Here is a 23437-nt window from a genome sequence, read left to right on the forward strand (position 1 = left end):
CGTCAAACCGCCCTGCTAAGCGCACCGCCGTCCGGGTGAGGCGCGGCAGAGCCGGCGGGCGCATGATTGACGACGAGACCGGTCGGCACGGTGGCGCACTTCGACAGCGCGGCGGTCACCCGTCGCATCGCCGCCGAACCGAGCTCGCCGGCGCGCACCACCGGGATGATCAGGTCCGCGTGCGCGGCGAGCGCGATCGCATCCGGCTGCAAGGCAAGATTGTTCGCATGGACGATGATCAAGTCGAACTCCGAGCGAATGTCGTCCTCCGGCCGCGCATCGGCCTTCCTGCCGGCGCTCAGCAGCTCGTCGATCGACTGGAGTCCTGCCGTGGTCGAGCCGTCCTGCCATTCGGTCACCGGCGGTTGGGCGCCCGCGAATTCCGGCTGCAGCCGGATCAGCACGCTCATCATGCCGCGATTGACGGCCGCGCGGTTGAGCGAGCGCGCAACGGTGTTGCCGCCGGCGCTCTTGCCGACCGACAGCACGAGGGCGACCTTGCAGCCACGCACTGGGGCACGATCGATACGCTCGAGCAGCGGACGCAGGTAAGCGCCGAGATCGAGCTCGGCTGGGGCGGCAATCGGTCGCTGCCAGACAGTGTTGGGCGCCGCTCCCGACATCAGTTCGGGAATGCGGGACCAGACCGGAAGGTTCGGCATCGCCTCGGGTTGCTGCACGGCCGGAGCCGGACGTTGGGCTTGCCGATTGGGCGTCTCCCTCGCCTCCGCCCGCGCGGGCGTTCGAGCCGGAGCCTCGGCAGGATCGGACTTGTCGGACATGCTCGTCATCGCCGCAACCGTAGCGGTTGACGTCAGCAGCGAGCCGATCGCGAGCGCGGCGAGCAGCAGGGCGAGCGGCGGACGCGTCGAGCGCAGCGGCGGGATCGCGGGCGAAGCGATCTTGGTCTGCGAGCTCTGAAGCTGACGCTGCTCGTTGGTCGTCTTGAACCGCGACAAAAACTGCTCGTAGATGTTCTTGTTGGCATCGGCATCGCGCTGCAGCTCCTGCAGCTTCACGAGCGCCTGGCCGTCCACCAGCATCTGCGTCTCGACCGCCTTGAGCTGCTTTTCCAGCGCGGCCTGCTGCTCGAGCTGGGCCTCGTATTCGGACTTCGCGGTGTCGATGTTCTTCTTCCGCTCGACCTCGATCTGCCTGTTGATGTCAGCCAACTGGCTGTAGGAGATCGCAAGATCAGGATGGCGGTCGCCGTAGACCGCCTTCTTCTGTGCGATCTGGTCGTTCAGGGTCGAGCGCTGCGCGCGCAGCATGCTCAGGAGATCCTGCTTCACCGGACCTTCGACATTGGCCTTGAGATCGCGCTGCACCTGCTCGTAACGCGCCTTGGCTTCCTCGGTGCGCGCACGAGCCGCGGAGACCTGCTGGTTCAGGTCGGTCACCCGCAATTGCTGGGTGGTGGAATCCTTGCCGGCATTGAGGATCTTGTGCTCGAGCCGGAAGGCTGCGACGGCGTCTTCCGAGACGCGCAGGCGCTCGCTGAGCGTCTTCAGCCGGTCCTTGAGCCAGTCGGCCGCCTCGTCCGTCGCATCGCTGCGGACGCGGCTCTGGGTCGCGACGAACGCCTCTGCGATGGCATTGGCATAATACGCTGCCCGCTCCGCACTGTTCGAGGTGAACGAGATGGCGATGACGTAAGTCAGGCCGCGACGCGAGATATCGAGGCGGCTGCGGAGTTTTTCGAGCAGGCGCGTCATGTCGGTATGACCGCCTGCGATATCCTCGTCGTCGGCGATCTTGAGCTTCTCGATCAGGGGCCGGAGAAAGCCGTCCGATTTGGCGATCTCGATCTGGCTCTGAAGCGCAGCGGCGTCCTGGCCGATGCCAGGCAGCACGTCCTGGTCCGTGGTCACGCGCAGCTCGCGGGGATCGACCACGACGAGCGCCGTCGCGGCATAGCGGACCGGCAGCACCATCAGCACGGCGACGCCGAGCGCGAAGAGTGCCAGCGCCAGCATCAGGATGCGCCGGCCGTTCTCACGCAGGAAAGAGAACGCGCCGGTGAGGGTCAGCGATCCCTTGATCAGCGCGGGGGCGGTGTTGTCGGGGGTCGCCGCCGCAGCCCGCGGCGCTTCCCACGAAGCCGCGGGCTCCGTCGGGGCGATGCTTCGCGGAGATGCGCTTCTACCGAACGCCATGGGGTTGGACTCGAAATCAACTAACAGGCACAGCCTAGAGACTTGCTGCACCGTAAATATCCATGGTTAACCCGCGGTTACGGCTGCCGCGAAGCTCGGTAAACGGTTCGTTAAGGAGACGACGCACTTCGACGACCCGGCGCGCCGGATCTCAAAACAAAGCGGCGTTGCCAGCCTGCCCGTAGATCATTGCGGCCACGAGAGAGAGCAGCAAGCCCGCGCCCGAAAAGATCACGAGGACTTTCAGAGTTTCGACATCAACGTTGGTTCTCGTCGCGCGGGATATCGCCTTTGCCAGTGCAGCCATCATCGCCAGCTCCGAACAGGCCGCGCGGAGGCGCGACCTGTTTTGTCTAGCGTCATTGGGCGCATTTGCGTGTGAAGCAGATTACAAGTGATGTTGCGTGCTGCACCTCGCACCGCCGGCCGAGCGTGCCTGGATCTTACCATTCATAGCGCACCGCGCCCTTGCCTGCGCAGCAGCGCGTGACGTTGCCCTCGCGTATCACGGTCGGTCGCGCGGTATGCATCTTGTGCGGGAATCGGCCGACTTGCTGACACTTTGCGGTGCAGGCTCGCGGCCGGTATTATTCTCAACTGATTCTCGTCTGACGAGGTACGGATGTCGCGGCCGATCATCGGCGCGGTCCCTGTCAGGCGGAAACGATCTTGGTGCCGAGGATGATTCGGCGTCGTCAGGGGAGGACAATTTGCCATGCCTGGGATGACTGGACTGCAGCTGGCCGGCGCTGTCGCCGCGGAGCGCCCCGGGACGATCATCCTCCTGAGCACGGGATACGCAGAGATTCCCAGCAACGAACGATCCAGCCTGCCGCGTTTATCAAAGCCATTCGACCAGGCTGCGTTGGCGAAGGCAATCGAGGCGGCAATGCGCGAAGACGAGCCAAGCGGATCCATCGTCGCTTTTCGGCCGAAGAGCGCGTGAAAGCCGGATGATGAATGGCGCACCGTCTGGTGCGGTCCCGATTCGGAAGCGCCAATGGTCCATCAAATCCCGCCGGGAAGCTCAACGCCCGCTTCCGTCAGGTCACGGAGGAATTTCCGCACCAGGAGCATGTTGGTTCTCTGCAACTCGTGATTATTGCCGAACTTGAACTGGTTGGCTTCGGTTACGATCAGACCCTGGTCGGTCTCGCGGAAAATGCCTTGCTTCTTCAAGCGATCGGCGCGCCGCCGAACGGTTTCGATCGGCAGACCGAAAAAGCGGGACAGGGCGGCACGGGAAACGCCCTGCTTGATCTTGTCCGGCTCCACCGCCTGGATACTGCCAAATTGCCGGTCGAGTTCGGGGGACTTCATGATCTTGAGAACGTTGGCGTTCAGGACCGCATGAATGATCATCAAGTCCAGCGGATCGAAATCGTAGTGGCGGAACATTTCGCTGGCTGCGCACAGCATGTAGGCCAACGAGTGGCGGGAGACGGTTCGGATCAAATCCGACGCGATGTCCTCGCCTTCAGTCGTACCAACCATCACCAGTCCCCGCTTCTACGGATGTCCGGTCCGACGCCCACAAGCCGGTTCTATGTATCCGTGGCGCACCGCGCGTGAGGCAGGACCGGTCTGCTGTTCCCCCAATATGGGTATGGTTGCGGTTCAATCGGGTCAATAGCCGGCTTGTCGGCAATATCATTTTCACCGATACGGGATTGAGTGGCCGGGCGCGCAATTGGCGCGTGCCAACGGTGGTCGTGGGCCAAATGACATTCATCATCGAAGCTGTAAAAGACGACTGCCGCACCGTGGATTTCCGTGACAGCGCGATCGTTGCGGTGATCCTGGCCCGCAAGCATGCGGTGAATGGTTTTGTGGTGTCGATCACGGCTCCGGACGGGCAGCTTTTTTCCGCCGATCAGTTCAACCGTTTGCTGACGAGCAAGGGGCTTGGTTCGGATCCGGCGGCGCAAGATGTAGGGCGGCGCTAAAGCGGGCTTTGTCGGCGGTACGCAGAATCCCGAACAGTGCAATTGATTGTCATCGCGCCGAAACGGGTGCGCCGCCTGCGGACGAAACGAATGGATGCGGGAAATCGGCGTCGATCGCGTATTCGAAAATGGCGCGCCCGGAACGATTCGAACGTCCGACCCTCAGATTCGTAGTCTGATGCTCTATCCAGCTGAGCTACGGGCGCGTTTTTCGCTGACAGTGCGGGCGTGGCCCGCAGGCAGCCCCCGGCGACGCCGGAGGGGTGCGAAAGAGCGCCCTGACTAACCGCTCTTGCCCCAATTGGCAAGGTCCGGATTGGGGTGATTTTGCTGGGAAATGAGAGTTTCCGCACTCAGCCGCCGGCCGGCCTACGCCCGCGCCCGCTCGTTGCGGACGGAGAGCAGTTCCACGGGGCGGTCGGGGATGACGATCCGGAAGGTGGCACCGATGGTGCCTTCGACCAGATGGATGTCGCCGCCATGGGCGCGGACCAGCTCGGCGGCGATGGCAAGGCCGAGGCCGCTGCCGCCGGGGCGGCCGGAGGTCTGGAACGCCTCGAACAGGTGTTCGCGAGTCTTCTGCGGCACGCCAGGGCCGGTATCGGAGACCTCGAGGATGGCGACCGCGCCCTCGCGTTTTCCCGTGATCCGGATCTGCTGCGCGCCGCCCTCGGCGGACGCATGGCTTTCCAGCGCTTGGGCGGCGTTGCGGACGAGGTTGAGCAGCACGCGGAAGAGCTGGTCGGGATCGGCATCGACCGCGAGCCCGCGCTCGATTGCGGCGACCCAGGAGATCGAGGCGTCGGAGGCAAGGCCAGCGGTCTCGCGCACCTCAAGCACCACCGGCTCGATCATGATCATGCGCCGGTCGGGCGCGGCTTCCTGGGCGCGGCCGTAAGACAAGGTCGACTGACAGAAGGCGATGGCGCGCTCGAGCGAGCGGACGAGTTTTGGCGCAAAGCGCTGCACCCGCGGATCCGGCACGCTGGCGAGCTGGTCCGACAGGAGTTGTGCCGAGGCCAGCAGATTGCGCAGGTCGTGATTGATCTTGGAGACGGCGAGGCCGAGGGCGGCGAGCCGGCTCTTCTGATGCAGCATCGACATCAGGTCGCGCTGCATGTCCGATAATTCGCGCTCAGCAACGCCGATCTCGTCGCTGCGCTGGCTCGGCACGATGATCCCCGCTGAACTCTCGGGATTTTCGTGGAAGCCGACCAGGCTCGCGGTCAGCCGCCGCATCGGGCGCACGAAGAGATAATGCATGGCGAGATAGACGAGGCCGGCGGTCAGCACCGCGATGATCAGCGCGACCACCACGACGTTGCGGGAGAATCGGTACATCGACTGCCGCAGCGGCAGCTCGTCGGTGACGATCTCCATGAACTGGGCGTTGCCGACGCCGGGCCCGACGATCCGGATGGCCTGGTTGCCGGTCTCCAGCATCATCCGGAACGAGCCGGTGATCGCCTCCCACGCCGTCATGTCGCGCAGGTCGATATCGTGCTCGATGGCGGCGGGCAGATTGTCGCTGGCGAGCAGGCGACGCTGCTGGCCCATCTTGATGGCGACGGCGCGCGCATTGATGCTTTTCAGGATCTCGCGCGAGAGCGAATCGGGGACCATGCCGAGCGGCGCCGCATCGAGCACCAGCGCTGCCGTGTTGGCCGCGGCGACGCGGTCGTTGAGCCGGTTGACCCAGAAGTTGGCGATGGCCGGCACGTAGAGCAGGATGGCCGCGATCATCACCAAGGGGACGGTGAGCAGCAGCAGCTTGCCGGACAGCCCAAGTCCGCGCGTCCCACGCGGCAGCGCCGCCGGCGGGTCCCGCTGATCCCCATCCTGGATCGGCTGGAGGTCTGTCGCTGCCACGAAATTCGCCCTCGCTGCCTTTACCGGGTTGAAGATTTGGCTGGTGAAGGGTTTGGCGCGTATGAAGATGCGGCCCGCCCCCAGCGCGGTCAAATTACAGATCGTCAATCTCCCAAGGTCGGATGTAAGCGCAGATTTGGCGAGTCGCTACCTCAAGGGTTAAAAACCCCGCACAAACAGCGATATTCGCCGGAATTGAGCTCTTGTGCGGCGTTGACGAAAAGAAGGCGCTCGCTTATAAGCCGCGCAATTGTCCGCGATGACCCGGTGTGACCGCCGGGAGCGGCTCTCTTGGGGCCGAAAAAGGCCCGTTTTGGGCAGCATCTTCCGGACTTTATCATCAATTCTACAGGCAAATTGCCCGGTCAGCGGAGAAAAACCCGTGAAGCGGACTTATCAACCCAGCAAACTGGTGCGCAAGCGCCGTCACGGCTTCCGTGCCCGTCTCGCCACGGCCGGCGGCCGAAAGGTGCTCGCCGCCCGCCGCGCTCGCGGCCGCAAGCGTCTGAGCGCCTGAGCCGGACCCCCTTTTTGGGATTTCATCATGGATCGGCTGAGGCAGCGAGCGGATTTCCTCGCCGTTGCCAATGGCGCGCGGGTGAATAGCCCCGCGTTCGTCCTGCAAAGCCGCGGTCGCGACGATAGCGGCCCGATCCGGATCGGCTTCACCGTCACCAAAAAGAACGGCAACGCCCCCGAGCGCAATCGCATCCGGCGCCGGCTTCGCGAACTGGTGAAGCGGCTCGATCCGGTGTCGATGCAGCCCCATCATGATTATGTGCTGGTCGGCCGAAGGGACGCGCTCTCGCGCGGCTTCGCCACCATGCTCGACGATCTGCGCATAGCGTTCGCGAAGCCCGCGCGGCATACGCACAAGGGACGCGGCTCAAAAAGCAGCCCAACAACCGACGGCTTAAAGCCCGGCCCCGCTCCTGCGACCAGCCGCAAACCGGATTGATGACGAGAGAATGATGACCGACAACCGCAATACCATCCTCGCCGTCATTCTGTCGGGCTTCGTGCTGATCGCCTGGCAATATTTCTACAACATGCCGGCGATGGAGAAGCAGCGCGCCCAGCAACAGGCGCAGGCCGAGCTGCAGAAGACCACGCCGCAGCCGACGGCTTCCGCTACGCCGGGCGCCACGCCGCAGGCCGGCAGCACGGCCCAGCCGTCGACGCCGAGCGCGAACCAGCAAGCCCAGCCGGTTCAAAGCCGTGACACCGCCATTGCTGCCAGCCCGCGCGTGAAGATCGAGACGCCGCGGATCGCCGGCAGCATCTCGCTGAAGGGCGGACGCATCGACGATGTCGCGCTGGTGCAATTCCGCGAAACGGTCGATCCGAAGTCACCGCCGATTATTCTGTATTCGCCCTCGGGGACCGCGGAGCCGTATTACGCCGAGTTCGGCTGGGTACCGGCGACGGGCGTGACGGCGAAACTGCCGGACGCGCAGACCGTCTGGCAGCAGGACGGCAGCGGCAGCCTGACGCCGACGACCCCGGTGCTGCTGAAATGGGACAATGGCGAGGGCCTCAACTTCCGTCGCACCATCTCGGTCGACGACCACTACCTCTTTACCGTCAAGGACGAGGTGAGCAATGTCGGCAACGCGCCGGTCACGCTCTATCCGTTCGCACTGATCTCGCGCCACGGCACGCCGCAGGTCTCCGGCTACTACATCCTGCATGAAGGCCTGATCGGCTATCTCGATGGCTTGCAGGAATACGCCTACAAGAAAATCGACGAAGCCCGGACGGTGAACTTCAAGGCCACCAATGGCTGGCTCGGCATGACCGACAAATACTGGGCCTCGGCGCTGCTGCCGGACACCAGTGCGCAGATTCAGGCGCGCTTCTCGTCGAATCCGAGTGGCAACGTCCACACCTACCAGACCGATTATCTGCTCGATCCGGTCACCGTCGCGATCGGCGGCTCCGCGACCGCGAACGCGCGGCTGTTCGCCGGCGCCAAGGAAGCCAGCGTTGTCGGCATCAACTTCCCGCTCGCCGGCCATGGCGGCTACAACAAGGAACTCGGCCTCAACCATTTCGATCTGTTGATCGACTGGGGCTGGTTCTACTTCATCACCAAGCCGATGTTCCTCGGCCTCGACTTCTTCTACCGCTTCTTCGGCAATTTCGGCATCTCGATCCTGCTCGTGACCGTGATCGTGAAGCTCCTGTTCTTCCCGCTGGCGAACAAGTCCTACGCCTCGATGGCGAAGATGAAGTCGGTCCAACCGCAGCTTCAGGCGCTGAAGGAGCGCTACCCTGACGACAAGGTGAAGCAGCAGCAGGAGATGATGGAGATCTACCGCAAGGAGAAGATCAATCCGGTCGCCGGCTGTCTTCCCGTGGTGATCCAGATCCCGGTGTTCTTCTCGCTGTACAAGGTGCTGTTCGTCACCATCGAGATGCGGCACGCGCCGTTCTTCGGCTGGATCAAGGATCTTTCCGCGCCGGACCCGACCAACCTGTTCACTCTGTTCGGGCTGATCCCGTTCGATCCGACCACCATTCCCGTGTTCGGCCACTACCTCGCGCTCGGCATCTGGCCGATCATCATGGGCATCACGATGTGGTTCCAGATGAAGCTGAATCCGACGCCGCCGGATCCGACGCAGCAGATGATCTTCAACTGGATGCCGCTGATCTTCACCTTCATGCTGGCGGGCTTCCCGGCGGGCCTCGTGATCTACTGGGCCTGGAACAACACGCTCTCGGTGCTTCAGCAGAGCTTCATCATGCGCCGCAACGGCGTGAAGGTGGAGCTGTTCGACAATCTCAAGGCGACGTTCGCGAAGAAGGCGACGTAGCGGTCGTCATTGCGAGGCAAAGCGACGAAGCAATCCAGAGTCCCTTCGCGGATGCATTTTTGGATTGCTTCGCTTCGCTCGCAATGACGCGGACAAACAGAAAGCCTTCGCATGAATGACGACAAAGATGCGAAGCTGATCGAGGTCGGGCGAAAGCTGTTCACGCGCGACTGGCAGTTCATCTGGGCCTCGCCCTCGACTGAAACGCTGCCGCCGATGGCGGGGCTGGAGATCGCTTTTGCCGGCCGCTCCAATGTCGGCAAGTCCAGCCTGATCAACGCGCTGACCGGCCGCAACGCGCTCGCGCGCACCTCGCATACGCCGGGCCGCACCCAGGAGCTGATCTTCTTCGAGGTCCCCGGGAAAAGTGACCTGCGCCTGGTCGACATGCCCGGCTATGGTTATGCCAAGGCACCGAAGAGCCAGGTCGCGTCCTGGACCGAGCTGATCCACAAATTCCTGCTCGGACGCGCGAGCCTCGCGCGCGTCTACGTGCTGGTCGACGCGCGGCACGGCCTCAAGGACGTCGATCTCGAAGTCCTGAAGACACTCGATCGCTCCGCGGTCAGCTACCAGCTGGTTCTGACCAAGGCCGACCAGATCAAGGCCGCCGAGCTTCAATCGCGCATCGTCGAGACCGAGGCCGCGCTCGCCAAGCGTCCGGCCGCGTTCCCGAACGTGCTCGCGACCTCGTCGCGGAGCGCAACCGGCATGGCCGAGCTGCGCGCCGCGATCGCCAAGCTGCTGGAAGAGCGCACCTCGTAATGGCGGCGTTCCGCCTGTTGATCGGGCTTGCCGGTATGATGGGCGCCGCCGGCGTCGCGCTGGCCGCCGCTTCCTCGCATGGCGGCGATGCGAGCCGGCTCGCCGCCGCAAGCGCCATGCTGCTGTTTCATGCAACCGCCATACTCGCGACCGTCGCCCTGCTCGGGCGCGGCCTTCTGCACGGCGGAATTGGCATCATCGCCGCGTCCGGCTTCGCAGCCGGCGCCGCGCTGTTCGCGGGCGACCTCACCTTGCGGCAATATGCCGGCCATTCGCTGTTTCCATATGCGGCGCCGACGGGTGGATCGGTGATGATCTTGAGCTGGCTGGCAGTGACGCTCGCGGCGGTGGTGGGAAAGAAATAGTGGCTCTTTGTTCCTTCTCCCCTTGCGGGAGAAGGTGGCGCGAAGCGCCGGATGAGGGGTTCTCTCCACGAACTCACTATTGCGCGCGCGGAGAGAACCCCTCACCCGTCTCGCCGCTATCGCGGCGATCCACCCTCTCCCGCAAGGGGAGAGGGGAAGAACATCACTTTGCGCCCCGCCCGCCAATCGGATAGAACGCGGCCCGAGTATCCCGCCAGCGAGATCCGCCTCATGACCGAAATCTCCCCGCTCGACCAGGCCCGCATCCTGTCCGAAGCGCTGCCGCACATGCAGCAGTATGACGAGGAAACCATCGTCATCAAGTATGGCGGCCATGCCATGGGCGACGAGGAGACCGCGAAGAATTTTGCCCGCGACATCGTGCTGCTCGAGCAGACCGCGATCAATCCGGTGGTGGTGCATGGCGGCGGCCCGCAGATCGCGACCATGCTCAAGCGCCTCGGCATCGTCTCGGAATTCGCAGCCGGCCTGCGCATCACCGATGCCGCCACCATCGAGATCGTCGAGATGGTGCTCGCCGGCTCCGTCAACAAGCAGATCGTCGGCTACATCAACGAGGCCGGCGGCAAGGCCGTGGGGCTCTCTGGCAAGGACGCCAATATGGTGAAGGCGTCCAAGACGACGCGCACCATCATGGATCCGGACTCGCACATCGAGAAGGCGGTCGATCTCGGCTTCGTCGGCGATCCCGAGAAAGTCGATCTCACGCTGCTCAACCAGCTGATCGGCTACGAGCTGATCCCCGTGCTCGCGCCGCTCGCGACCTCGAAAGAGGGGCAGACGCTGAACGTCAACGCCGACACTTTCGCAGGTGCCGTGGCCGGCGCGCTGAAGGCAAAGCGGCTGCTGCTGCTCACCGACGTGCCGGGCGTGCTCGACAAGTCCAAGAAGCTGATCCCGCAGCTCTCGGTCAAGGACGCGCGAAAGCTGATCGCGGACGGCACCATATCGGGCGGCATGATCCCGAAGGTCGAGACCTGCATCTACGCGCTCGAACAGGGCGTGGAGGGCGTCGTCATCATCGACGGCAAGATGCAGCACGCGGTGCTGCTCGAGCTCTTCACCAACACCGGCACGGGCACGCTGATCCACAAGTGAGAGAAGAGCGGACAGGAACAGTGCTGGGAGAGCGGCGGCCTCGCCGCTCCGTCCTGACGCGCTTCCTGATGACGCTCCCTGCCGCAGCCATCTCGTTCGTGTTCTCCTCCGCACCGGCCTTCGCCGACCTGAAAATCTGCAACCGCATGTCCTATGTCGTCGAGGCCGCGATCGGCATCGACGACAAGGCGGCGACCGCGACGCGCGGCTGGTTCAGGATCGACCCCGCCACCTGCCGCGTGGTGGTGCAGGGCACGCTCTCCGCCGACCGCATCCTGCTCAACGCCCGCGCGCTCGGCGTCTACGGCGCATCCCCGATCCCGCAGAACGGCAGCGACACGCTGTGCGTCGCGCAGGACAATTTCGTCATCGCGGCAGCGCGGCAGTGCCGCAGCGGCCAGACCCAAGCCGCCTTCACCCAGATCACCCCGACCCAAGGCGCGGACGGCAATTTCGTCGCCTATCTCGCCGAGGACTCCGAGTATGACGACGAGCAGGCCCGCCTGGCCGGCATCCAGCGGCTTTTGGTGATCGCAGGTTACGACGCCGCGCCGATCGACGGCGTCGACGGGCCGAAGACGCAAGGCGCGCTGGCCGCTTTCCTGAAGAGCCGCGGATTGTCGTCCGACATCCTGTCGTCGCCGAACTTCTTCAAGACCATGGTCGATGCCGTGCAGACGCCGTCTGCGACAGGCCTCACCTGGTGCAACGACACCGCGCACAAGGTGATGGCGGCGGTCGCCACCGACGACGGCAAATCGGTGACGAGCCGCGGCTGGTATCGCATCGACCCCAAGACCTGCCTGCACCCTGATGTGAGCGGCCAGCCGAAGCAGATATTCAGCTTCGCGGAAGCCATCGACGCCGATAACCGAATCGTCAAGCTGAAGGACAAGCCGCTGAACTGGGGCGGCGACAAGCAGCTTTGCACGCGCGAGACCAAGTTCGAGACCAACGAGCAGACCGACTGCGGCGCGCGCGGTTTCGCGGCCACGGGCTTTAGCGCGGTGGACATGTCGAGCGGCGGCAAGACGCTGCGGTTTGCAATGCCGTGACGGGTGCTGTTGTGATGGTACCGGTGCCACGCACGCCGCTGTCGTCCTGGCGAAAGCCAGGACCCATTACCCCAGGATTGGGTTTGGCGAAGAACGACGACCGCAGTGCCCCAATGATCGGTCACGGCGTATGGGTCCTGGCTTTCGCCAGGACGACGATTGAGGGTGGGGCGCCGCCGCGGTCAACGGATAGAGAGTGAAAATGACCTCCTCCCGCGCCTTTGCCCATATCGACACCTGGGTGTTCGACCTCGACAACACGCTCTATCCGCACCACGTCAATCTGTGGCAGCAGGTCGATGCGCGGATCACCGAGTTCGTTTGCAACTGGCTCAATCTGACACCGGTGGAAGCGCGCAAGATCCAGAAGGATTATTACCAGCGCTTCGGCACCACCATGCGTGGCATGATGACCCTGCATGGTGTACGCGCCGACGACTATCTCGCCTATGTCCACAAGATCGACCATTCCCCGCTGGAGCCGAACCCGGCCCTGGGCGAGGCCATTGCAAAACTGCCGGGACGAAAGCTGATCCTGACCAACGGCTCGGTCGATCATGTCGATGCGGTGCTGGCGCGACTCGGCTTTGCCACGCATTTCGACGGCGTGTTCGACATCATCGCCGCCGAATTCGAGCCGAAGCCGGCGCCACAGACCTACCGGAAGTTTCTCGCCGACCATTCGGTCGATCCGACCCGCGCAGCGATGTTCGAGGACCTCGCCCGCAACCTCACCGTTCCGCACGAGCTCGGCATGACCACGATACTCGTGGTGCCGGACGGCACCAAGCAAGTGGTGCGTGAAGATTGGGAACTGGCGGGCCGTGATGCGGCCCATGTCGACCACGTCACCGACGATCTGACTGGGTTTCTGCAGTCGCTCGCGATCGGCTGACCCCCGCAGCAACGCAGGAGCGACCGTGCCTCAGAAGCCGACAGACTTGGCTGCGATCGAATGGGAAGACCTGCGCTACTTCCTGCACCTGGCTCGCGAAAAAAGCCTCTCGGGTGCCGCACGAAAGCTGGGCACCACGCAACCGACAATGAGCCGGCGCCTCGAACTGTTCGAAAGCAAGCTCGGTGCGATCCTGTTCGACCGCCTTCCGTCCGGCCTTCGGCTCTCCGACACCGGACGGCAGATTCTCGATTATGCCGAGAGGATGGAGGACGCAGCACTGGCGGCGCAGCGGATCGCAGTTGGCAGCAGCGCTGGACTGACCGGAACGGTGCGCGTGACCTCGCCCGAATGGCTCGGGGCACTGATCCTCTCGCCTTTGCTGGCGAAGTTCTGCGCGGCGCATCCGACCGTCACCGTCGAGCTGGTTACTGACGCCGAGGCCCTGAGCCTCACGCGGCGGGAGATAGATGTCGCCCTGCGCTTCGGGCGCTTCCAGCAGGACGGACTGATGCAGCGGAAGATCGCCAGCATTCCGTTCGAGCTTTATGCTGCTGCTGCCTATCTCAAGGCAAAGGGACCGCCCGATTTTTCGGACGGTGGCGCCGACGCTGCGCTCATTACGATGAACGCGGCGCTCGCCGAAAGTGTTGCGGAGACGAAGTGGCTGCGTCGCTATTTGCCGCAGGCACATGTTGGATTCTGCAGCAATAGCCGCGATGGTCAGGCCGCTGCGGCCGCTGCCGGCGCGGGGCTGGTTTGCTTGCCGACTCGGCTGGCCTCGGCCTATCCCGCGCTTCGTTCGATCAAGACGCCGGCGCCCGTCCCGAGCCGCGAGCTGTGGCTGGGATTTCATCGCGACACCGGCAAGGTCCGGCGGGTTCGCGCCGTGGTGGACTTCATCGCGGGAGAATTCCCTCAATTCGCCTGACGCTTCGGCAAGCTGTATAGCGGCCATACGCCCATAGCTGATGGCTCCCGCGAGACCGCACGTCTATCTCTCGAGCTCGGCAACAACCCGCCGTTCGAGGAGAGAGACAATGATGATGGATTGGAGCGCCTATCGGAGCGACTTGCTGGCGCGGATCGGCGACATTGGTGCCCTAAGCCCGGCGACGCTGAAGGGCTATCGCGAACTTGGCGCGGCTGGCCCCCAGACAGGAAAGCTGGACGGAAAGACGCGCGAGTTGATCGCGCTGGCGGCGGCCGTGACCGCCCGCTGCGACGGGTGTATTGCGGTTCACGCCGCCGCCGCCGCACGTTTCGGCGCGAGCCGTGAGGAGCTCGCCGAGGCCCTCGGCGTGGCGATTGCGATCGGTGCGGGGGCGTCGTTGGTCTACTCGGCACGGACGCTCGAAGCGTTCGATGCGAGCCGGGCACCGAAGCCGGGCGAAGGCTGATCCGATGACGCAAACACCGCAACCTGTGGCCTTCTCCGGATGCGGTTCGGCCGCAAGCTCGTTTCACCGGTCGGTCACCTCTTCGTTGACCGTCGAAGAGGTGGTCACCCGCTTGAAGCAGGGAATCATTGCGGCAGACCTCTGGATCCTGCACGAGATCGACCCGCAAATGCTGCTCAGTCGTGGCGGCTTCGCCATCGGCCCCGCGCGTCAGGTCCTGTTTTTCCACCCACGCCTGATGTCGCGGCTGCTGACCGCCGATAGCGCGGCGCTGCTCGAGGCCCCCCTTAAGTTCGCCGTGATCGGCTTTCCAGACGGTCAAGCCGAACTGCGATGGCTTGATCCGGCTATGGCCTTCGCGCGCTACCGTTCACCGGCATTGACCGAACTCGGAAATGAGCTCGCCGGCCTCTGCGAGGGTATCGTGAACGGCATCGATCTCGCGGGCACATCAAAATAGCGGCCGGCCATATCCCGGGCCATGTCCCGGGCGCGTCCGAACGCGCCGGGACATGGCCGACTGCGTTCTTGACTCTCTCGCTCCAAGTCCCGAAAAAGCGATCCAAATTCCCCGCAAATGCTGCTCAAGGATCGCCAAATGTCCCTGTCCGTCCTCGAATCCACCATCAACGGCGCCTTCGAGGCGCGCGACGGCGTCTCGACCTCGACCAGGGGCGAGGTCCGCGAGGCCGTGGATCACGCGCTGGAGATTCTGGACAAGGGAGAGGCCCGCGTTGCCGAGCGCGGGGCCGACGGCAAGTGGAAGGTCAATCAATGGCTGAAGAAGGCGGTGCTGCTCTCGTTCCGCCTCAACGACATGGGCGCCATTTCCGGCGGCCCCGGCAAGGCGGCCTGGTGGGACAAGGTGCCCTCGAAGTTCGACGGCTGGGGCGAGAACCGCTTTCGCGATGCCGGTTTCCGTGCCGTCCCCGGCTCCATCGTGCGCCGCTCCGCCTTCATCGCCCGCAACGTCGTGCTGATGCCGTCCTTCGTCAATCTCGGCGCCTACGTCGATGAATCCACCATGATCGACACCTGGTCGACCGTCGGCTCCTGCGCGCAGATCGGCAAGCGCGTGCACATCTCCGGCGGCGTCGGCATCGGCGGCGTGCTCGAGCCGCTGCAGGCCGAGCCCGTGATCATCGAGGACGATTGCTTTATCGGCGCGCGCTCCGAGGTCGCCGAGGGCGTGATCGTGCGCAAGGGCGCGGTGCTGTCGATGGGCGTGTTCCTGGGGGCGTCGACCAAGATCGTCGATCGCGAGACCGGCGAGATCTTCATCGGCGAGGTGCCGGAATTTTCGGTCGTCGTTCCCGGCGCGCTGCCCGGCAAGCCCATGAAGAACGGCCAGATCGGCCCGAGCACCGCCTGCGCCGTCATCGTCAAGCGCGTCGACGAGCGCACGCGCTCCAAAACCAGCATCAACGAGCTGCTGCGGGACTGATTCGCGGCACCAGCGGCTGTACGACACCGAGGGTCCATCGAACCCGCCCTCCCCCCATCGCGACCAACATCCGGGCGACCTTTCCCGCCCGGAGCCTTTGGCATGGACTGGATCTGGTATCTCTTCCGCTTCGACGGCCGCATCAACCGCGCGCTGCTGTGGCAGGCGCTGCTGATCGTCATGATGCTGGCCTGCATGCTCGGGATGATCGACCAGGCCCTCAAGGTGCTGAACGGGGCGGCAACTTTCGCCTTCAACTTCAATGTCGACTTCGATTTCGGTGTCGACGACATCTTCAACGTGGTCGATCCCAGGGCCTATCGTCAGCTGGCTACGGCCGATCGCGCGACCCTCATCCTCAAAGTGTTCGGCACTTTGCTATTCCTGTGGATCTATCTCGCAACCGCGACCAAGCGGCTGCACGATCGCGACCGGAGCGGCTGGTGGCTGGTTCCGTTCTTCGTCGTGCCTGCGTTGTTCGACCAGTTCTCGGACCTGCTGCCCACCAATTCAAACTGGGTTCTTGCCGTCGCCTGGACCGTGCACATTCCGTGGTTTTGGGGCCTCGTGGAAATATTCATTGTGCCCGGCACCTCGGGCGACAACCGGTTCGGCCCCGATCCACTGGCCGTCCTTGAAGATGGCTCCGCGCCCGCACCTTCGACGAAAAGCTGGGACCAGCAGAGCGAGATCGAATTTGTCCCGCCCAGTGCTAGCCCACCCGGCGGCATGCATGTTAAGCGGGGCGCATGACCGATGCTCTCTCGATTGCCCGCGATCTCATCCGCTGCCCCTCGGTAACCCCGGCCGATGCCGGTGCGCTGGGCGTGCTCGAACAGGCCCTCAATGCGGCAGGCTTCACATGCCACCGCGTGACCTTCAGCGAGCCCGGCACCGCCGACGTCGACAATCTCTATGCGCGGATCGGCACTGACGGGCCGCACATCACCTTTGCCGGCCACACCGACGTGGTGCCGCCTGGCGACGAGAGCGCCTGGAGCGTCGGCGCGTTCTCCGGCGAGGTGAAGGACGGCTTTCTGCACGGCCGCGGCGCGGTCGACATGAAGGGCGGCATCGCCTGCTCGGTCGCCGCGGTGCTGGAGCATCTTGCCGCGAACGACGGCAAGCCGCGCAGCGACGGCAAAGGTTCGATCTCCTTCCTGATCACCGGCGACGAGGAAGACGTCTCCATCAATGGCACCATCAAGCTGTTGAAGTGGGCGGCCGAGCGCGGCGAAAAATTCGACCATTGCGTGCTCGGCGAGCCCTCCAATGTCGAGACCCTCGGCGACACCATCAAGGTCGGCCGCCGCGGCTCGCAATCCGGCACGCTGTATGTCGACGGCGTGCAGGGCCATGTCGCCTATCCGCACCGCGCCGCCAATCCGGTGCCTGATATCGCGCGGCTGATCGTGGCCATCTCGGACGAGCCGCTCGACCATGGTAGCGCGCAGTTCCAGGCCTCCAACCTCGAATTCACCTCGGTCGACGTCGGCAACACCGCCAACAACGTCATCCCGGGCCAGGCCCGCGCAAAATTCAACATCCGCTACAACGACAACCACACCCAGGCGAGCCTGCGCGAGCTGGTCGAGACGCGGCTGACAAAAGCCTGCGGCAACCGCATTCGCGCCCGCATCGTCTGGGAGCCCTCGAACTCGAACGTGTTCGTGACCAAGCCCGGCCCGTTCACCGAACTCGCGGTGTCCGCGATCGAGGAAGTGACGGGCCGCAAGCCAGAGCTGTCGACCTCAGGCGGCACCTCGGATGCGCGCTTCATCTCAAGCTATTGCCCGGTGATCGAATTCGGCCTGGTCGGCCAGACCATGCACCAAATCGACGAACGCGTGCCAGTTCAGGATCTGGAGCGGTTGACCAAGGTGTATCGCGGGATTTTGGCGAGGTATTTTGGGTAGGCTCTTCCGCCTGCCCACTCCGCTGTCATCGCCCGACTTGATCGGGCGATCCAGTATTCCAGAGACGACAGTGACTGAGCCGAGAGGCCACGGCGTACTGGATGCCCCGGTCAAGCCGGGGCATGACAGTGGGGGATGTAGCGAGAGTACGCGCCCTCACCCCATCAGTAATCCACCTGCATCAGATACAGCCCGTCCGGCGGGGCGACGATGCCGCAGGCGGCGCGGTTGCGTGCGGCGAGCGCTGCGGAGAGATCATCGGCGGTCCAGCGGCCTTCGCCGACCCACATCAGCGACCCCACCATCGAACGCACCTGGCTGTGCAGGAATGAGCGCGCCGAGGTGACTATGGTGATCTCGCGCCCGTCGCGCAGCACGTCGAGCTGATCGAGCGTCTTCTCCGGCGACCTGGCCTGGCACTCGGTGTCGCGGAAGGTGGTGAAATCGTGCTTGCCGAGCAGGCGTTGTGCCGCCGCATGCATCGCATCGGCGTCGAGCCGGCGCGGCACGCGCCAGGCGTGGCCGGCATCGAGTGCGAGATTGGCGCGAGTGTTGACGATACGGTAGCGGTAGTGGCGCTTGATGGCCGAAAAGCGCGCCTCGAAACTATCAGGCACGATATCCGCTTCGAGCACCGCGACAGGATGCGGGCGCAGATGCGCATTCAAGCCGTCGCGAAAACGGCCTGGCGGAAACTGCTTCGCGACATCGACATGCGCGACCTGGCCGCGCGCATGCACGCCGGCATCGGTGCGCCCGGCGCCGTGCACGCGCGCATCCGCGCCGGTCATCGCCTTGACGGCAGCCTCCAGCGCCCCTTGCACCGAGGGCAGCGTCTCCTGCACCTGCCAGCCGAAGAACGGCGCGCCGTCATATTCGATGGTGAGCTTGTAGCGGGGCATCTTGTCCAGTTTCGCTGTCATCGCCCGGCTCGACCGGGCGATCCAGTACTCCGCAGCCTATCCGTTCGACCGAGACGCCTCGGCGTACTGGATACCCCGCCTTCGCGGGGTATGACAGCGTCAGGTGAATTTGGCGCCGGTCTTCAACGGCACGCCGCGCAGGAAGTCCGCGGCCTGCATGCGTGCCTTGCCTTCGCGCTGGAGCTCGATCAGACGGATTGCGCCCTCGCCGCAGGCGATGGTGAGGTGATCGTCGAGCACCTCACCGGGTGCGCCCGTGCCTTTCGCCAGCTCGCAGCGCAGGATCTTGACCCGCGCATTCTCAAGTTCGGCCCAGGCGCCGGGAAACGGCGACAGGCCGTGGATATGGCGCAGCACCTCGCGAGCGGGCCTGGTCCAGTCGATCCGCGCTTCGGCCTTGTCGATCTTGGCGGCATAGGTGACGCCGTCCTCGCTCTGCTGCTCGAGCTGGAGCCCGCCGCGCGCCAGCGCGGCCATGGCGCGCACCATCAGATCGGCACCGAGCCGCGACAGACGATCGTGCAGATCGAGCGCGGTCATGTTGTCCGTGATCGCGAGCCGTTCCGCCATGGCGACGTCGCCGGTGTCGAGGCCAACATCCATCTTCATCACCATCACGCCGCTCTCGGCATCGCCGGCCATGATGGCGCGGTTGATGGGAGCGGCACCGCGCCAGCGTGGCAGCAGCGAGGCGTGCAGGTTGTAGCAGCCGAGCTTCGGCGCATCGAGGATCGCCTGCGGCAGGATCATGCCATAGGCGACGACGACGGCCGCATCGGCGTCAAAGGCGCGAAATTCTTCCAGCCCCTCCGGCGTTTTCAAAGTCTTCGGCGTCAGCACGGGCACACCGAGCTTTCGCGCAGCCTCTTCCACCGGGGTCGGCTGCAATTGCAGCCCGCGCCGTCCGCCGGGCTTCGGCGCGCGCGTGTACACGGCCGCGATCTCGTGGCCATGCGCGACGAGCTCGAGCAGCGTCGGCACGGAGAAATCGGGCGTGCCCATGAAGATCAGGCGGAGGGGCATCGACAGAGAACCTCACTCCGCGCGCTTGGCGGCTTTCTCGAACTTCTTCAGCACGCGGTCGCGCTTAAGCTTTGACAGATAGTCGACGAACAGCACGCCGTTGAGATGGTCGATCTCGTGCTGGATGCAGGTGGCGTAGAGGCCTTCGGCGTCCTCCTCGTGCACCTTTCCATCGAGATCGGTATAGCGCACCCGCACCTTCGCAGGGCGCTCGACCTCCTCGTAATATTCGGGGATCGACAGGCAGCCTTCCTCGTAGACCGACAGGTCCTCCGAAGAGGCGATGATTTCCGGATTGATGAAGACGCGCGGCTCGGGCTTGGTCTCGCCGTCCTGGTCGGGCTTGGCGAGGTCCATGGTGATCAGCCGCAACGGCTGCGCGATCTGGATCGCCGCGAGCCCGATGCCGGGCGCGTCGTACATGGTCTCGAACATGTCGTCGGCAAGCTTGCGGATCTCCGGCGTGACCTTCTCGATCGGCTTGGAGACCAGACGCAGCTGCTTGTCGGGCAGGATGATGATTTCTCTGAGGGCCATGGCCGCGATTTAAGCCGCGCGTTCGATGCGGTCAATGCGGCCGGGAACCCCGTTAACCCTCCGCTAACCATAAAACTTCAGGTTTCGTTAACCATAAAAATTAACAGAGCATTTACCATAAATGTTCGCTATTCGTTCGTGTCTCGAAGCGAATCGGCTAGAAGCAGGGGCATGAACGAGGTCATTTTCATGCTTGGCGACTGGCCGGTGCGCACCGTGGACGCGCTGATCGGCTTCGGCGCCCTGGTCCTTATCCTGCTGCTCGTGATTGCCGTCGTGATCGCGCGGTCAGGGCGGCGCGGCGCGGAACTCGCGATGGCCAACGCCATCCGCGCCGACGAGCTCGAGGAGCGCATCAGCCAGATGCTGCACGCCCAGAGCGAGGCTGCGGGGCGAGTCGACGCCATGACCCAGACGCTGGCCGGCCGCCAGGCCGACATGGCGCGCGCGGTCAACGAGCGGCTGGATTCGGTGACCCACCGCGTCGGCCAGTCCATGGAGCACTCGACCCGCAACACCATGGAGAGCCTGCACGCGCTGCACGAGCGGCTCGGCATCATCGACAGCGCGCACAAGAACCTCACCGACCTCACCACGCAGGTGACGACCCTGCGCGACGTGCTCGCCAACAAGCAGTCGCGCGGCGCCTTCGGTCAGGCGCGGATGGAAGCGATCGTCCAGGACGGTCTGCCGAAGGGCGCCTACGAGTTCCAGTTCACGCTCTCGACCGGCAAGCGTCCGGACTGCGTCGTGTTCCTGCCCGACCAGCGTCCGCTCTGCATCGACGCGAAATTTCCGCTGGAGGCGATGACCGCGCTGCATGATGCGCGCACCGACGAGGAAAAGCGCATCGCCACGCAGCGGCTGCGCGGTGACGTGATGAAGCATGTCAGCGACATCGCCGAAAAATATCTCGTCGCCGGCGAGACCCAGGAAATGGCGTTGATGTTCGTGCCGTCGGAATCGGTCTACGCCGAGATCCACGACGGTTTCGACGACGTGATCCAGAAGGCGTATCGCGCCCGCGTCGTGCTGGTGTCGCCGTCGCTTTTGATGCTCGCAATCCAGGTGATGCAGCAGATCATGAAGGACGCGCGCATGCGCGATGCCGCCGACCAGATCCAGACCGAGGTGATCAAGCTCGGCGACGACCTCGGCCGCCTGCGCGATCGCGTGCTGAAATTGCAGAAGCACTTTGCCGACGCGAACGAAGACGTCCGCCAGATCCTGATCTCCGCCGACAAGATCGAGAAGCGCGCGGGGCGGATCGAAGAGCTCGATTTCAGCAAGAGCGATGCGCCCGAAGCCCCGCATCTCGTGGCCACCGGCGCTGCCGAGTTGTTCCCGAGGAAGCTCCAGGCGGGGGAGTAGAATATAGAACACACTGTCGTCGCCCGGCTTGACCGGGCGACCCAGTATCCCAGAGACGGCAGATGGGCGGGCGCTGCTACTACGTGTACATTCTCGCCAGCAAGATGGGCGACACGCTCTACATTGGCGTAACGAACGATCTCATCCGCCGCGTGGCCGAACACAAATTGTAGTTAGTCGAGAGCTTCACGAAGGAATAGGGCGTTGTGAAGCTAGTCTATTTCGAGCAATTCGATGATCCCGAGAATGCGATAAAACGCGAGAAGCGCCTGAAAAATGGACGCGCGCCTGGAAGATTGCGCTGATCGAGAAGGATAATCCCGATTGGAACGATCTCTATGCGGAGATCGCGGGCCCTCCATAACTCCGGCCTCTGGAATACTGGGTCGCCCGGTCAAGCCGGGCGACGACACCTCACTTGTGGCTCTCAGAATCTGCTAACACCCTGCCATGACCGCACCCGACGCGACCTCCCCTGCCGGCCCCGGCACGGCCCCCACCTCCTGGCGTGACAGCCTTGCCGTTTACCTGCAGCCGCGGGTGCTGATCGTGCTGTTCCTCGGTTTCTCGTCCGGGCTGCCGCTGGCGCTGTCGGGCTCGACGCTGCTGGTGTGGATGCGGGAATCCGGCGTCGATCTCAAGACCATCGGGCTGTTTGCGCTGGTCGGCACGCCCTACACGCTGAAATTCCTGTGGGCGCCGCTGGTCGATGCGATGCATGTGCCGCTGTTCACGCGCGCGTTCGGGCGGCGCCGCGGCTGGCTGCTGTTCTCGCAATTGCTGCTGATCGCAGCGATCCTGCTGCTGGCGCTGACCGATCCCGCGCGCTCGCCGTTCTACGTCGCGCTCGGCGCATTGCTGGTGGCGACGGCCTCGTCGACGCAGGACATCGTGGTCGACGCCTTCCGCGTCGAGAGCCTGCCGGAGAGCGAGCAGGCCGCCGGCATGGCGTCCTATGTCGCGGCCTATCGCATCGGCATGCTGGTCTCGACCGCCGGCGCGCTGTTCATCGTCTCCGGCTTCGAGAGCACCGGCATCACCCGCACGTCCGCCTGGATGTGGGGCTATGTGGTGATGGCGGCGATGGTGCTGATCGGGACGATGACGGCGCTGGTCGCGACCGAGCCCGAGCAGTCATTGCGGGCGGAAGCCGCGACGCAGACGCAGACCGCGCTCGCGCGCGTGCTGCACGCGGCAATCGGCGCCTTCTCGGAATTCCTGACGCGCAAGGACGCGCTTGCGGCACTCGCCTTCGTCGTGCTGTTCAAGTTCACCGACGCCTTCTCCGGCACGATGACCGCGCCGTTCGTGATCGACCTCGGCTTCTCCCGCAACGACTATGCGGCGATCGTGAAGGGCGTGGGCCTTGCTGCGACTCTGATCGGCGGCTTTGCCGGCGGCTTCGTCGCGCGGCGCTATTCGCTCGCGACCAGCCTCTGGATCGGCGGCGTGGTGCAGGCGCTCGCGAACCTCTCCTTCTCCTGGCTGGCCTTCGTCGGCACCAGCCAATGGGCGCTCGCCTTCGCCATCACCTGTGAGAACTTCACCAGCGCCATCGGCACGGTGATCTTCGTCGCCTATCTTTCGGCGCTCTGCCAGAACCCGCTGCACACGGCGACGCAATATGCGCTGCTCACCGCGCTTGCCGCGGTGGGGCGGACCTATCTCTCGTCAGGCGCCGGCTTCGTGGCTGATACCACCGGCTGGCCGCTGTTCTTCGTGATCTGCATGCTGGTGGCGATCCCGAGCCTGGTGCTGCTGGCCTGGTTGCAGAAGCGCGGGCATTTTGATGCGCTGGGGCCGGTGCGGGTTTAACGCAACGTCGTCATGGCCG

At 64.4% G+C, this 23437-nt stretch carries 24 protein-coding genes, 1 tRNA gene and 1 pseudogene; 18 read left to right on the forward strand and 8 right to left on the reverse strand.

The genetic code is table 11. From position 1 onward, the window contains the following. Positions 1-2 precede the first annotated feature (2 nt). The 3 genes from AC0L3B_RS18000 to AC0L3B_RS18010 form a co-directional block, all read right to left on the reverse strand. Entirely contained in the window at positions 3-2156 is a 2154-nt protein-coding gene (locus tag AC0L3B_RS18000; RefSeq protein WP_473380843.1) for a GumC family protein, read from the reverse strand. 151 nt (positions 2157-2307) lie between these two features. Then, positions 2308-2466 (reverse strand): hypothetical protein, encoded by a 159-nt coding sequence (locus AC0L3B_RS18005; protein ID WP_018453041.1) that lies wholly within the window; start codon positions 2464-2466, stop codon positions 2308-2310. A gap of 698 nt (positions 2467-3164) precedes the next feature. Then, positions 3165-3611, reverse strand: coding sequence for a hypothetical protein (locus AC0L3B_RS18010; RefSeq protein WP_247820953.1), 447 nt, complete (start codon positions 3609-3611; stop codon positions 3165-3167). A 266-nt stretch (positions 3612-3877) separates the two neighbouring features. Between AC0L3B_RS18010 and AC0L3B_RS18015 the strand changes: the two genes are divergently transcribed. Continuing rightward, complete coding sequence (locus AC0L3B_RS18015) at positions 3878-4102, forward strand: hypothetical protein (RefSeq protein WP_018453038.1); 225 nt, start codon at positions 3878-3880, stop codon at positions 4100-4102. Positions 4103-4231: 129 nt separating this feature from the next. Here AC0L3B_RS18015 and AC0L3B_RS18020 read toward each other — a convergent pair. Next, positions 4232-4308, reverse strand: a tRNA-Arg gene (locus tag AC0L3B_RS18020). A 163-nt stretch (positions 4309-4471) separates the two neighbouring features. Further along, a complete protein-coding gene (locus tag AC0L3B_RS18025; protein ID WP_026232446.1) occupies positions 4472-5971 on the reverse strand; it encodes an ATP-binding protein in 1500 nt (499 codons plus the stop codon). A gap of 382 nt (positions 5972-6353) precedes the next feature. Here AC0L3B_RS18025 and rpmH point away from each other — a divergent pair, with 382 nt between their 5' ends. The 14 genes from rpmH (at position 6354) to dapE (ending at position 17749) form a co-directional block, all read left to right on the forward strand. Next, positions 6354-6488 (forward strand): 50S ribosomal protein L34, encoded by a 135-nt coding sequence (gene rpmH, locus AC0L3B_RS18030; protein WP_008542748.1) that lies wholly within the window; start codon positions 6354-6356, stop codon positions 6486-6488. A gap of 27 nt (positions 6489-6515) precedes the next feature. After that, positions 6516-6929 (forward strand): ribonuclease P protein component, encoded by a 414-nt coding sequence (rnpA, locus tag AC0L3B_RS18035; protein WP_018453036.1) that lies wholly within the window; start codon positions 6516-6518, stop codon positions 6927-6929. Positions 6930-6942: 13 nt separating this feature from the next. Then, positions 6943-8790 (forward strand): membrane protein insertase YidC, encoded by a 1848-nt coding sequence (gene yidC, locus AC0L3B_RS18040; RefSeq protein WP_026232445.1) that lies wholly within the window; start codon positions 6943-6945, stop codon positions 8788-8790. Positions 8791-8901: 111 nt separating this feature from the next. After that, positions 8902-9555: a ribosome biogenesis GTP-binding protein YihA/YsxC gene (gene yihA, locus AC0L3B_RS18045; RefSeq protein WP_085351580.1), complete on the forward strand. Its 654-nt coding sequence runs from the start codon at positions 8902-8904 to the stop codon at positions 9553-9555. Next, a complete protein-coding gene (locus tag AC0L3B_RS18050; protein WP_368506915.1) occupies positions 9555-9920 on the forward strand; it encodes a DUF423 domain-containing protein in 366 nt (121 codons plus the stop codon). The genes yihA and AC0L3B_RS18050 overlap by 1 nt, the downstream gene beginning before the upstream one ends. A 231-nt stretch (positions 9921-10151) precedes the next feature. Continuing rightward, positions 10152-11039: an acetylglutamate kinase gene (gene argB / locus AC0L3B_RS18055; RefSeq protein WP_007597683.1), complete on the forward strand. Its 888-nt coding sequence runs from the start codon at positions 10152-10154 to the stop codon at positions 11037-11039. Positions 11040-11107: 68 nt separating this feature from the next. Then, entirely contained in the window at positions 11108-12094 is a 987-nt protein-coding gene (locus AC0L3B_RS18060; RefSeq protein ID WP_018453032.1) for a DUF1036 domain-containing protein, read from the forward strand. 202 nt (positions 12095-12296) lie between these two features. Next, positions 12297-12989, forward strand: coding sequence for a pyrimidine 5'-nucleotidase (locus AC0L3B_RS18065; protein WP_085351583.1), 693 nt, complete (start codon positions 12297-12299; stop codon positions 12987-12989). A gap of 25 nt (positions 12990-13014) precedes the next feature. Further along, positions 13015-13920, forward strand: coding sequence for a LysR family transcriptional regulator (locus AC0L3B_RS18070; RefSeq protein ID WP_473380844.1), 906 nt, complete (start codon positions 13015-13017; stop codon positions 13918-13920). 109 nt (positions 13921-14029) lie between these two features. Then, positions 14030-14389, forward strand: a complete 360-nt coding sequence (locus tag AC0L3B_RS18075) for a carboxymuconolactone decarboxylase family protein (protein ID WP_018453029.1) — start codon at positions 14030-14032, stop codon at positions 14387-14389. Positions 14390-14393: 4 nt separating this feature from the next. Beyond that, positions 14394-14849, forward strand: a complete 456-nt coding sequence (locus AC0L3B_RS18080; RefSeq protein ID WP_473380845.1) for a DUF302 domain-containing protein — start codon at positions 14394-14396, stop codon at positions 14847-14849. A 138-nt stretch (positions 14850-14987) separates the two neighbouring features. Further along, positions 14988-15833 (forward strand): 2,3,4,5-tetrahydropyridine-2,6-dicarboxylate N-succinyltransferase, encoded by an 846-nt coding sequence (dapD, locus tag AC0L3B_RS18085; RefSeq protein ID WP_473380846.1) that lies wholly within the window; start codon positions 14988-14990, stop codon positions 15831-15833. Between the two features lie 102 nt (positions 15834-15935). After that, entirely contained in the window at positions 15936-16586 is a 651-nt protein-coding gene (locus AC0L3B_RS18090) for a DUF805 domain-containing protein (protein ID WP_204512753.1), read from the forward strand. Beyond that, positions 16583-17749, forward strand: a complete 1167-nt coding sequence (gene dapE, locus AC0L3B_RS18095) for a succinyl-diaminopimelate desuccinylase (RefSeq protein WP_204512754.1) — start codon at positions 16583-16585, stop codon at positions 17747-17749. The genes AC0L3B_RS18090 and dapE overlap by 4 nt, the downstream gene beginning before the upstream one ends. A gap of 164 nt (positions 17750-17913) precedes the next feature. Here the strand turns inward: dapE and truA are convergent, their stop codons facing one another. The 3 genes from truA to def form a co-directional block, all read right to left on the reverse strand. Next, positions 17914-18651 (reverse strand): tRNA pseudouridine(38-40) synthase TruA, encoded by a 738-nt coding sequence (gene truA / locus AC0L3B_RS18100; RefSeq protein ID WP_204514024.1) that lies wholly within the window; start codon positions 18649-18651, stop codon positions 17914-17916. A 120-nt stretch (positions 18652-18771) separates the two neighbouring features. Continuing rightward, on the reverse strand, positions 18772-19695 hold the full coding sequence (gene fmt / locus AC0L3B_RS18105; protein ID WP_473380847.1) for a methionyl-tRNA formyltransferase: 924 nt from the start codon (positions 19693-19695) through the stop codon (positions 18772-18774). 12 nt (positions 19696-19707) lie between these two features. Continuing rightward, entirely contained in the window at positions 19708-20232 is a 525-nt protein-coding gene (gene def / locus AC0L3B_RS18110) for a peptide deformylase (protein WP_007597693.1), read from the reverse strand. Positions 20233-20403: 171 nt separating this feature from the next. Between def and AC0L3B_RS18115 the strand changes: the two genes are divergently transcribed. The 3 genes and pseudogenes from AC0L3B_RS18115 to AC0L3B_RS18125 all read left to right on the forward strand — a co-directional run bounded on the left by AC0L3B_RS18115 (position 20404) and on the right by AC0L3B_RS18125 (position 23418). Continuing rightward, complete coding sequence (locus tag AC0L3B_RS18115) at positions 20404-21603, forward strand: DNA recombination protein RmuC (RefSeq protein ID WP_085383584.1); 1200 nt, start codon at positions 20404-20406, stop codon at positions 21601-21603. A gap of 62 nt (positions 21604-21665) precedes the next feature. Continuing rightward, positions 21666-21967: pseudogene (locus tag AC0L3B_RS18120) on the forward strand (GIY-YIG nuclease family protein). 86 nt (positions 21968-22053) lie between these two features. Continuing rightward, positions 22054-23418 (forward strand): AmpG family muropeptide MFS transporter, encoded by a 1365-nt coding sequence (locus tag AC0L3B_RS18125; RefSeq protein ID WP_204512756.1) that lies wholly within the window; start codon positions 22054-22056, stop codon positions 23416-23418. Positions 23419-23437: the final 19 nt, after the last annotated feature.

Source organism: Bradyrhizobium sp. Kon56, from assembly GCF_055807635.1.

Excerpts from the sequence above, each read along its gene's own strand:
- AC0L3B_RS18000 (WP_473380843.1), bottom strand. The coding sequence starts at position 2,156 with ATGGCGTTCGGTAGAAGCGCATCTCCGCGAAGCATCGCCCCGACGGAG.
- AC0L3B_RS18005 (WP_018453041.1), bottom strand. The coding sequence starts at position 2,466 with ATGATGGCTGCACTGGCAAAGGCGATATCCCGCGCGACGAGAACCAAC.
- AC0L3B_RS18015 (WP_018453038.1), top strand. The coding sequence starts at position 3,878 with ATGACATTCATCATCGAAGCTGTAAAAGACGACTGCCGCACCGTGGAT.
- rnpA (WP_018453036.1), top strand. The coding sequence starts at position 6,516 with ATGGATCGGCTGAGGCAGCGAGCGGATTTCCTCGCCGTTGCCAATGGC.
- yidC (WP_026232445.1), top strand. The coding sequence starts at position 6,943 with ATGACCGACAACCGCAATACCATCCTCGCCGTCATTCTGTCGGGCTTC.
- yihA (WP_085351580.1), top strand. The coding sequence starts at position 8,902 with ATGAATGACGACAAAGATGCGAAGCTGATCGAGGTCGGGCGAAAGCTG.
- AC0L3B_RS18050 (WP_368506915.1), top strand. The coding sequence starts at position 9,555 with ATGGCGGCGTTCCGCCTGTTGATCGGGCTTGCCGGTATGATGGGCGCC.
- argB (WP_007597683.1), top strand. The coding sequence starts at position 10,152 with ATGACCGAAATCTCCCCGCTCGACCAGGCCCGCATCCTGTCCGAAGCG.
- AC0L3B_RS18060 (WP_018453032.1), top strand. The coding sequence starts at position 11,108 with ATGACGCTCCCTGCCGCAGCCATCTCGTTCGTGTTCTCCTCCGCACCG.
- AC0L3B_RS18065 (WP_085351583.1), top strand. The coding sequence starts at position 12,297 with ATGACCTCCTCCCGCGCCTTTGCCCATATCGACACCTGGGTGTTCGAC.
- AC0L3B_RS18075 (WP_018453029.1), top strand. The coding sequence starts at position 14,030 with ATGATGATGGATTGGAGCGCCTATCGGAGCGACTTGCTGGCGCGGATC.
- AC0L3B_RS18080 (WP_473380845.1), top strand. The coding sequence starts at position 14,394 with ATGACGCAAACACCGCAACCTGTGGCCTTCTCCGGATGCGGTTCGGCC.
- dapD (WP_473380846.1), top strand. The coding sequence starts at position 14,988 with ATGTCCCTGTCCGTCCTCGAATCCACCATCAACGGCGCCTTCGAGGCG.
- AC0L3B_RS18090 (WP_204512753.1), top strand. The coding sequence starts at position 15,936 with ATGGACTGGATCTGGTATCTCTTCCGCTTCGACGGCCGCATCAACCGC.
- dapE (WP_204512754.1), top strand. The coding sequence starts at position 16,583 with ATGACCGATGCTCTCTCGATTGCCCGCGATCTCATCCGCTGCCCCTCG.
- truA (WP_204514024.1), bottom strand. The coding sequence starts at position 18,651 with ATGCCCCGCTACAAGCTCACCATCGAATATGACGGCGCGCCGTTCTTC.
- fmt (WP_473380847.1), bottom strand. The coding sequence starts at position 19,695 with ATGCCCCTCCGCCTGATCTTCATGGGCACGCCCGATTTCTCCGTGCCG.
- def (WP_007597693.1), bottom strand. The coding sequence starts at position 20,232 with ATGGCCCTCAGAGAAATCATCATCCTGCCCGACAAGCAGCTGCGTCTG.
- AC0L3B_RS18115 (WP_085383584.1), top strand. The coding sequence starts at position 20,404 with ATGAACGAGGTCATTTTCATGCTTGGCGACTGGCCGGTGCGCACCGTG.
- AC0L3B_RS18125 (WP_204512756.1), top strand. The coding sequence starts at position 22,054 with ATGACCGCACCCGACGCGACCTCCCCTGCCGGCCCCGGCACGGCCCCC.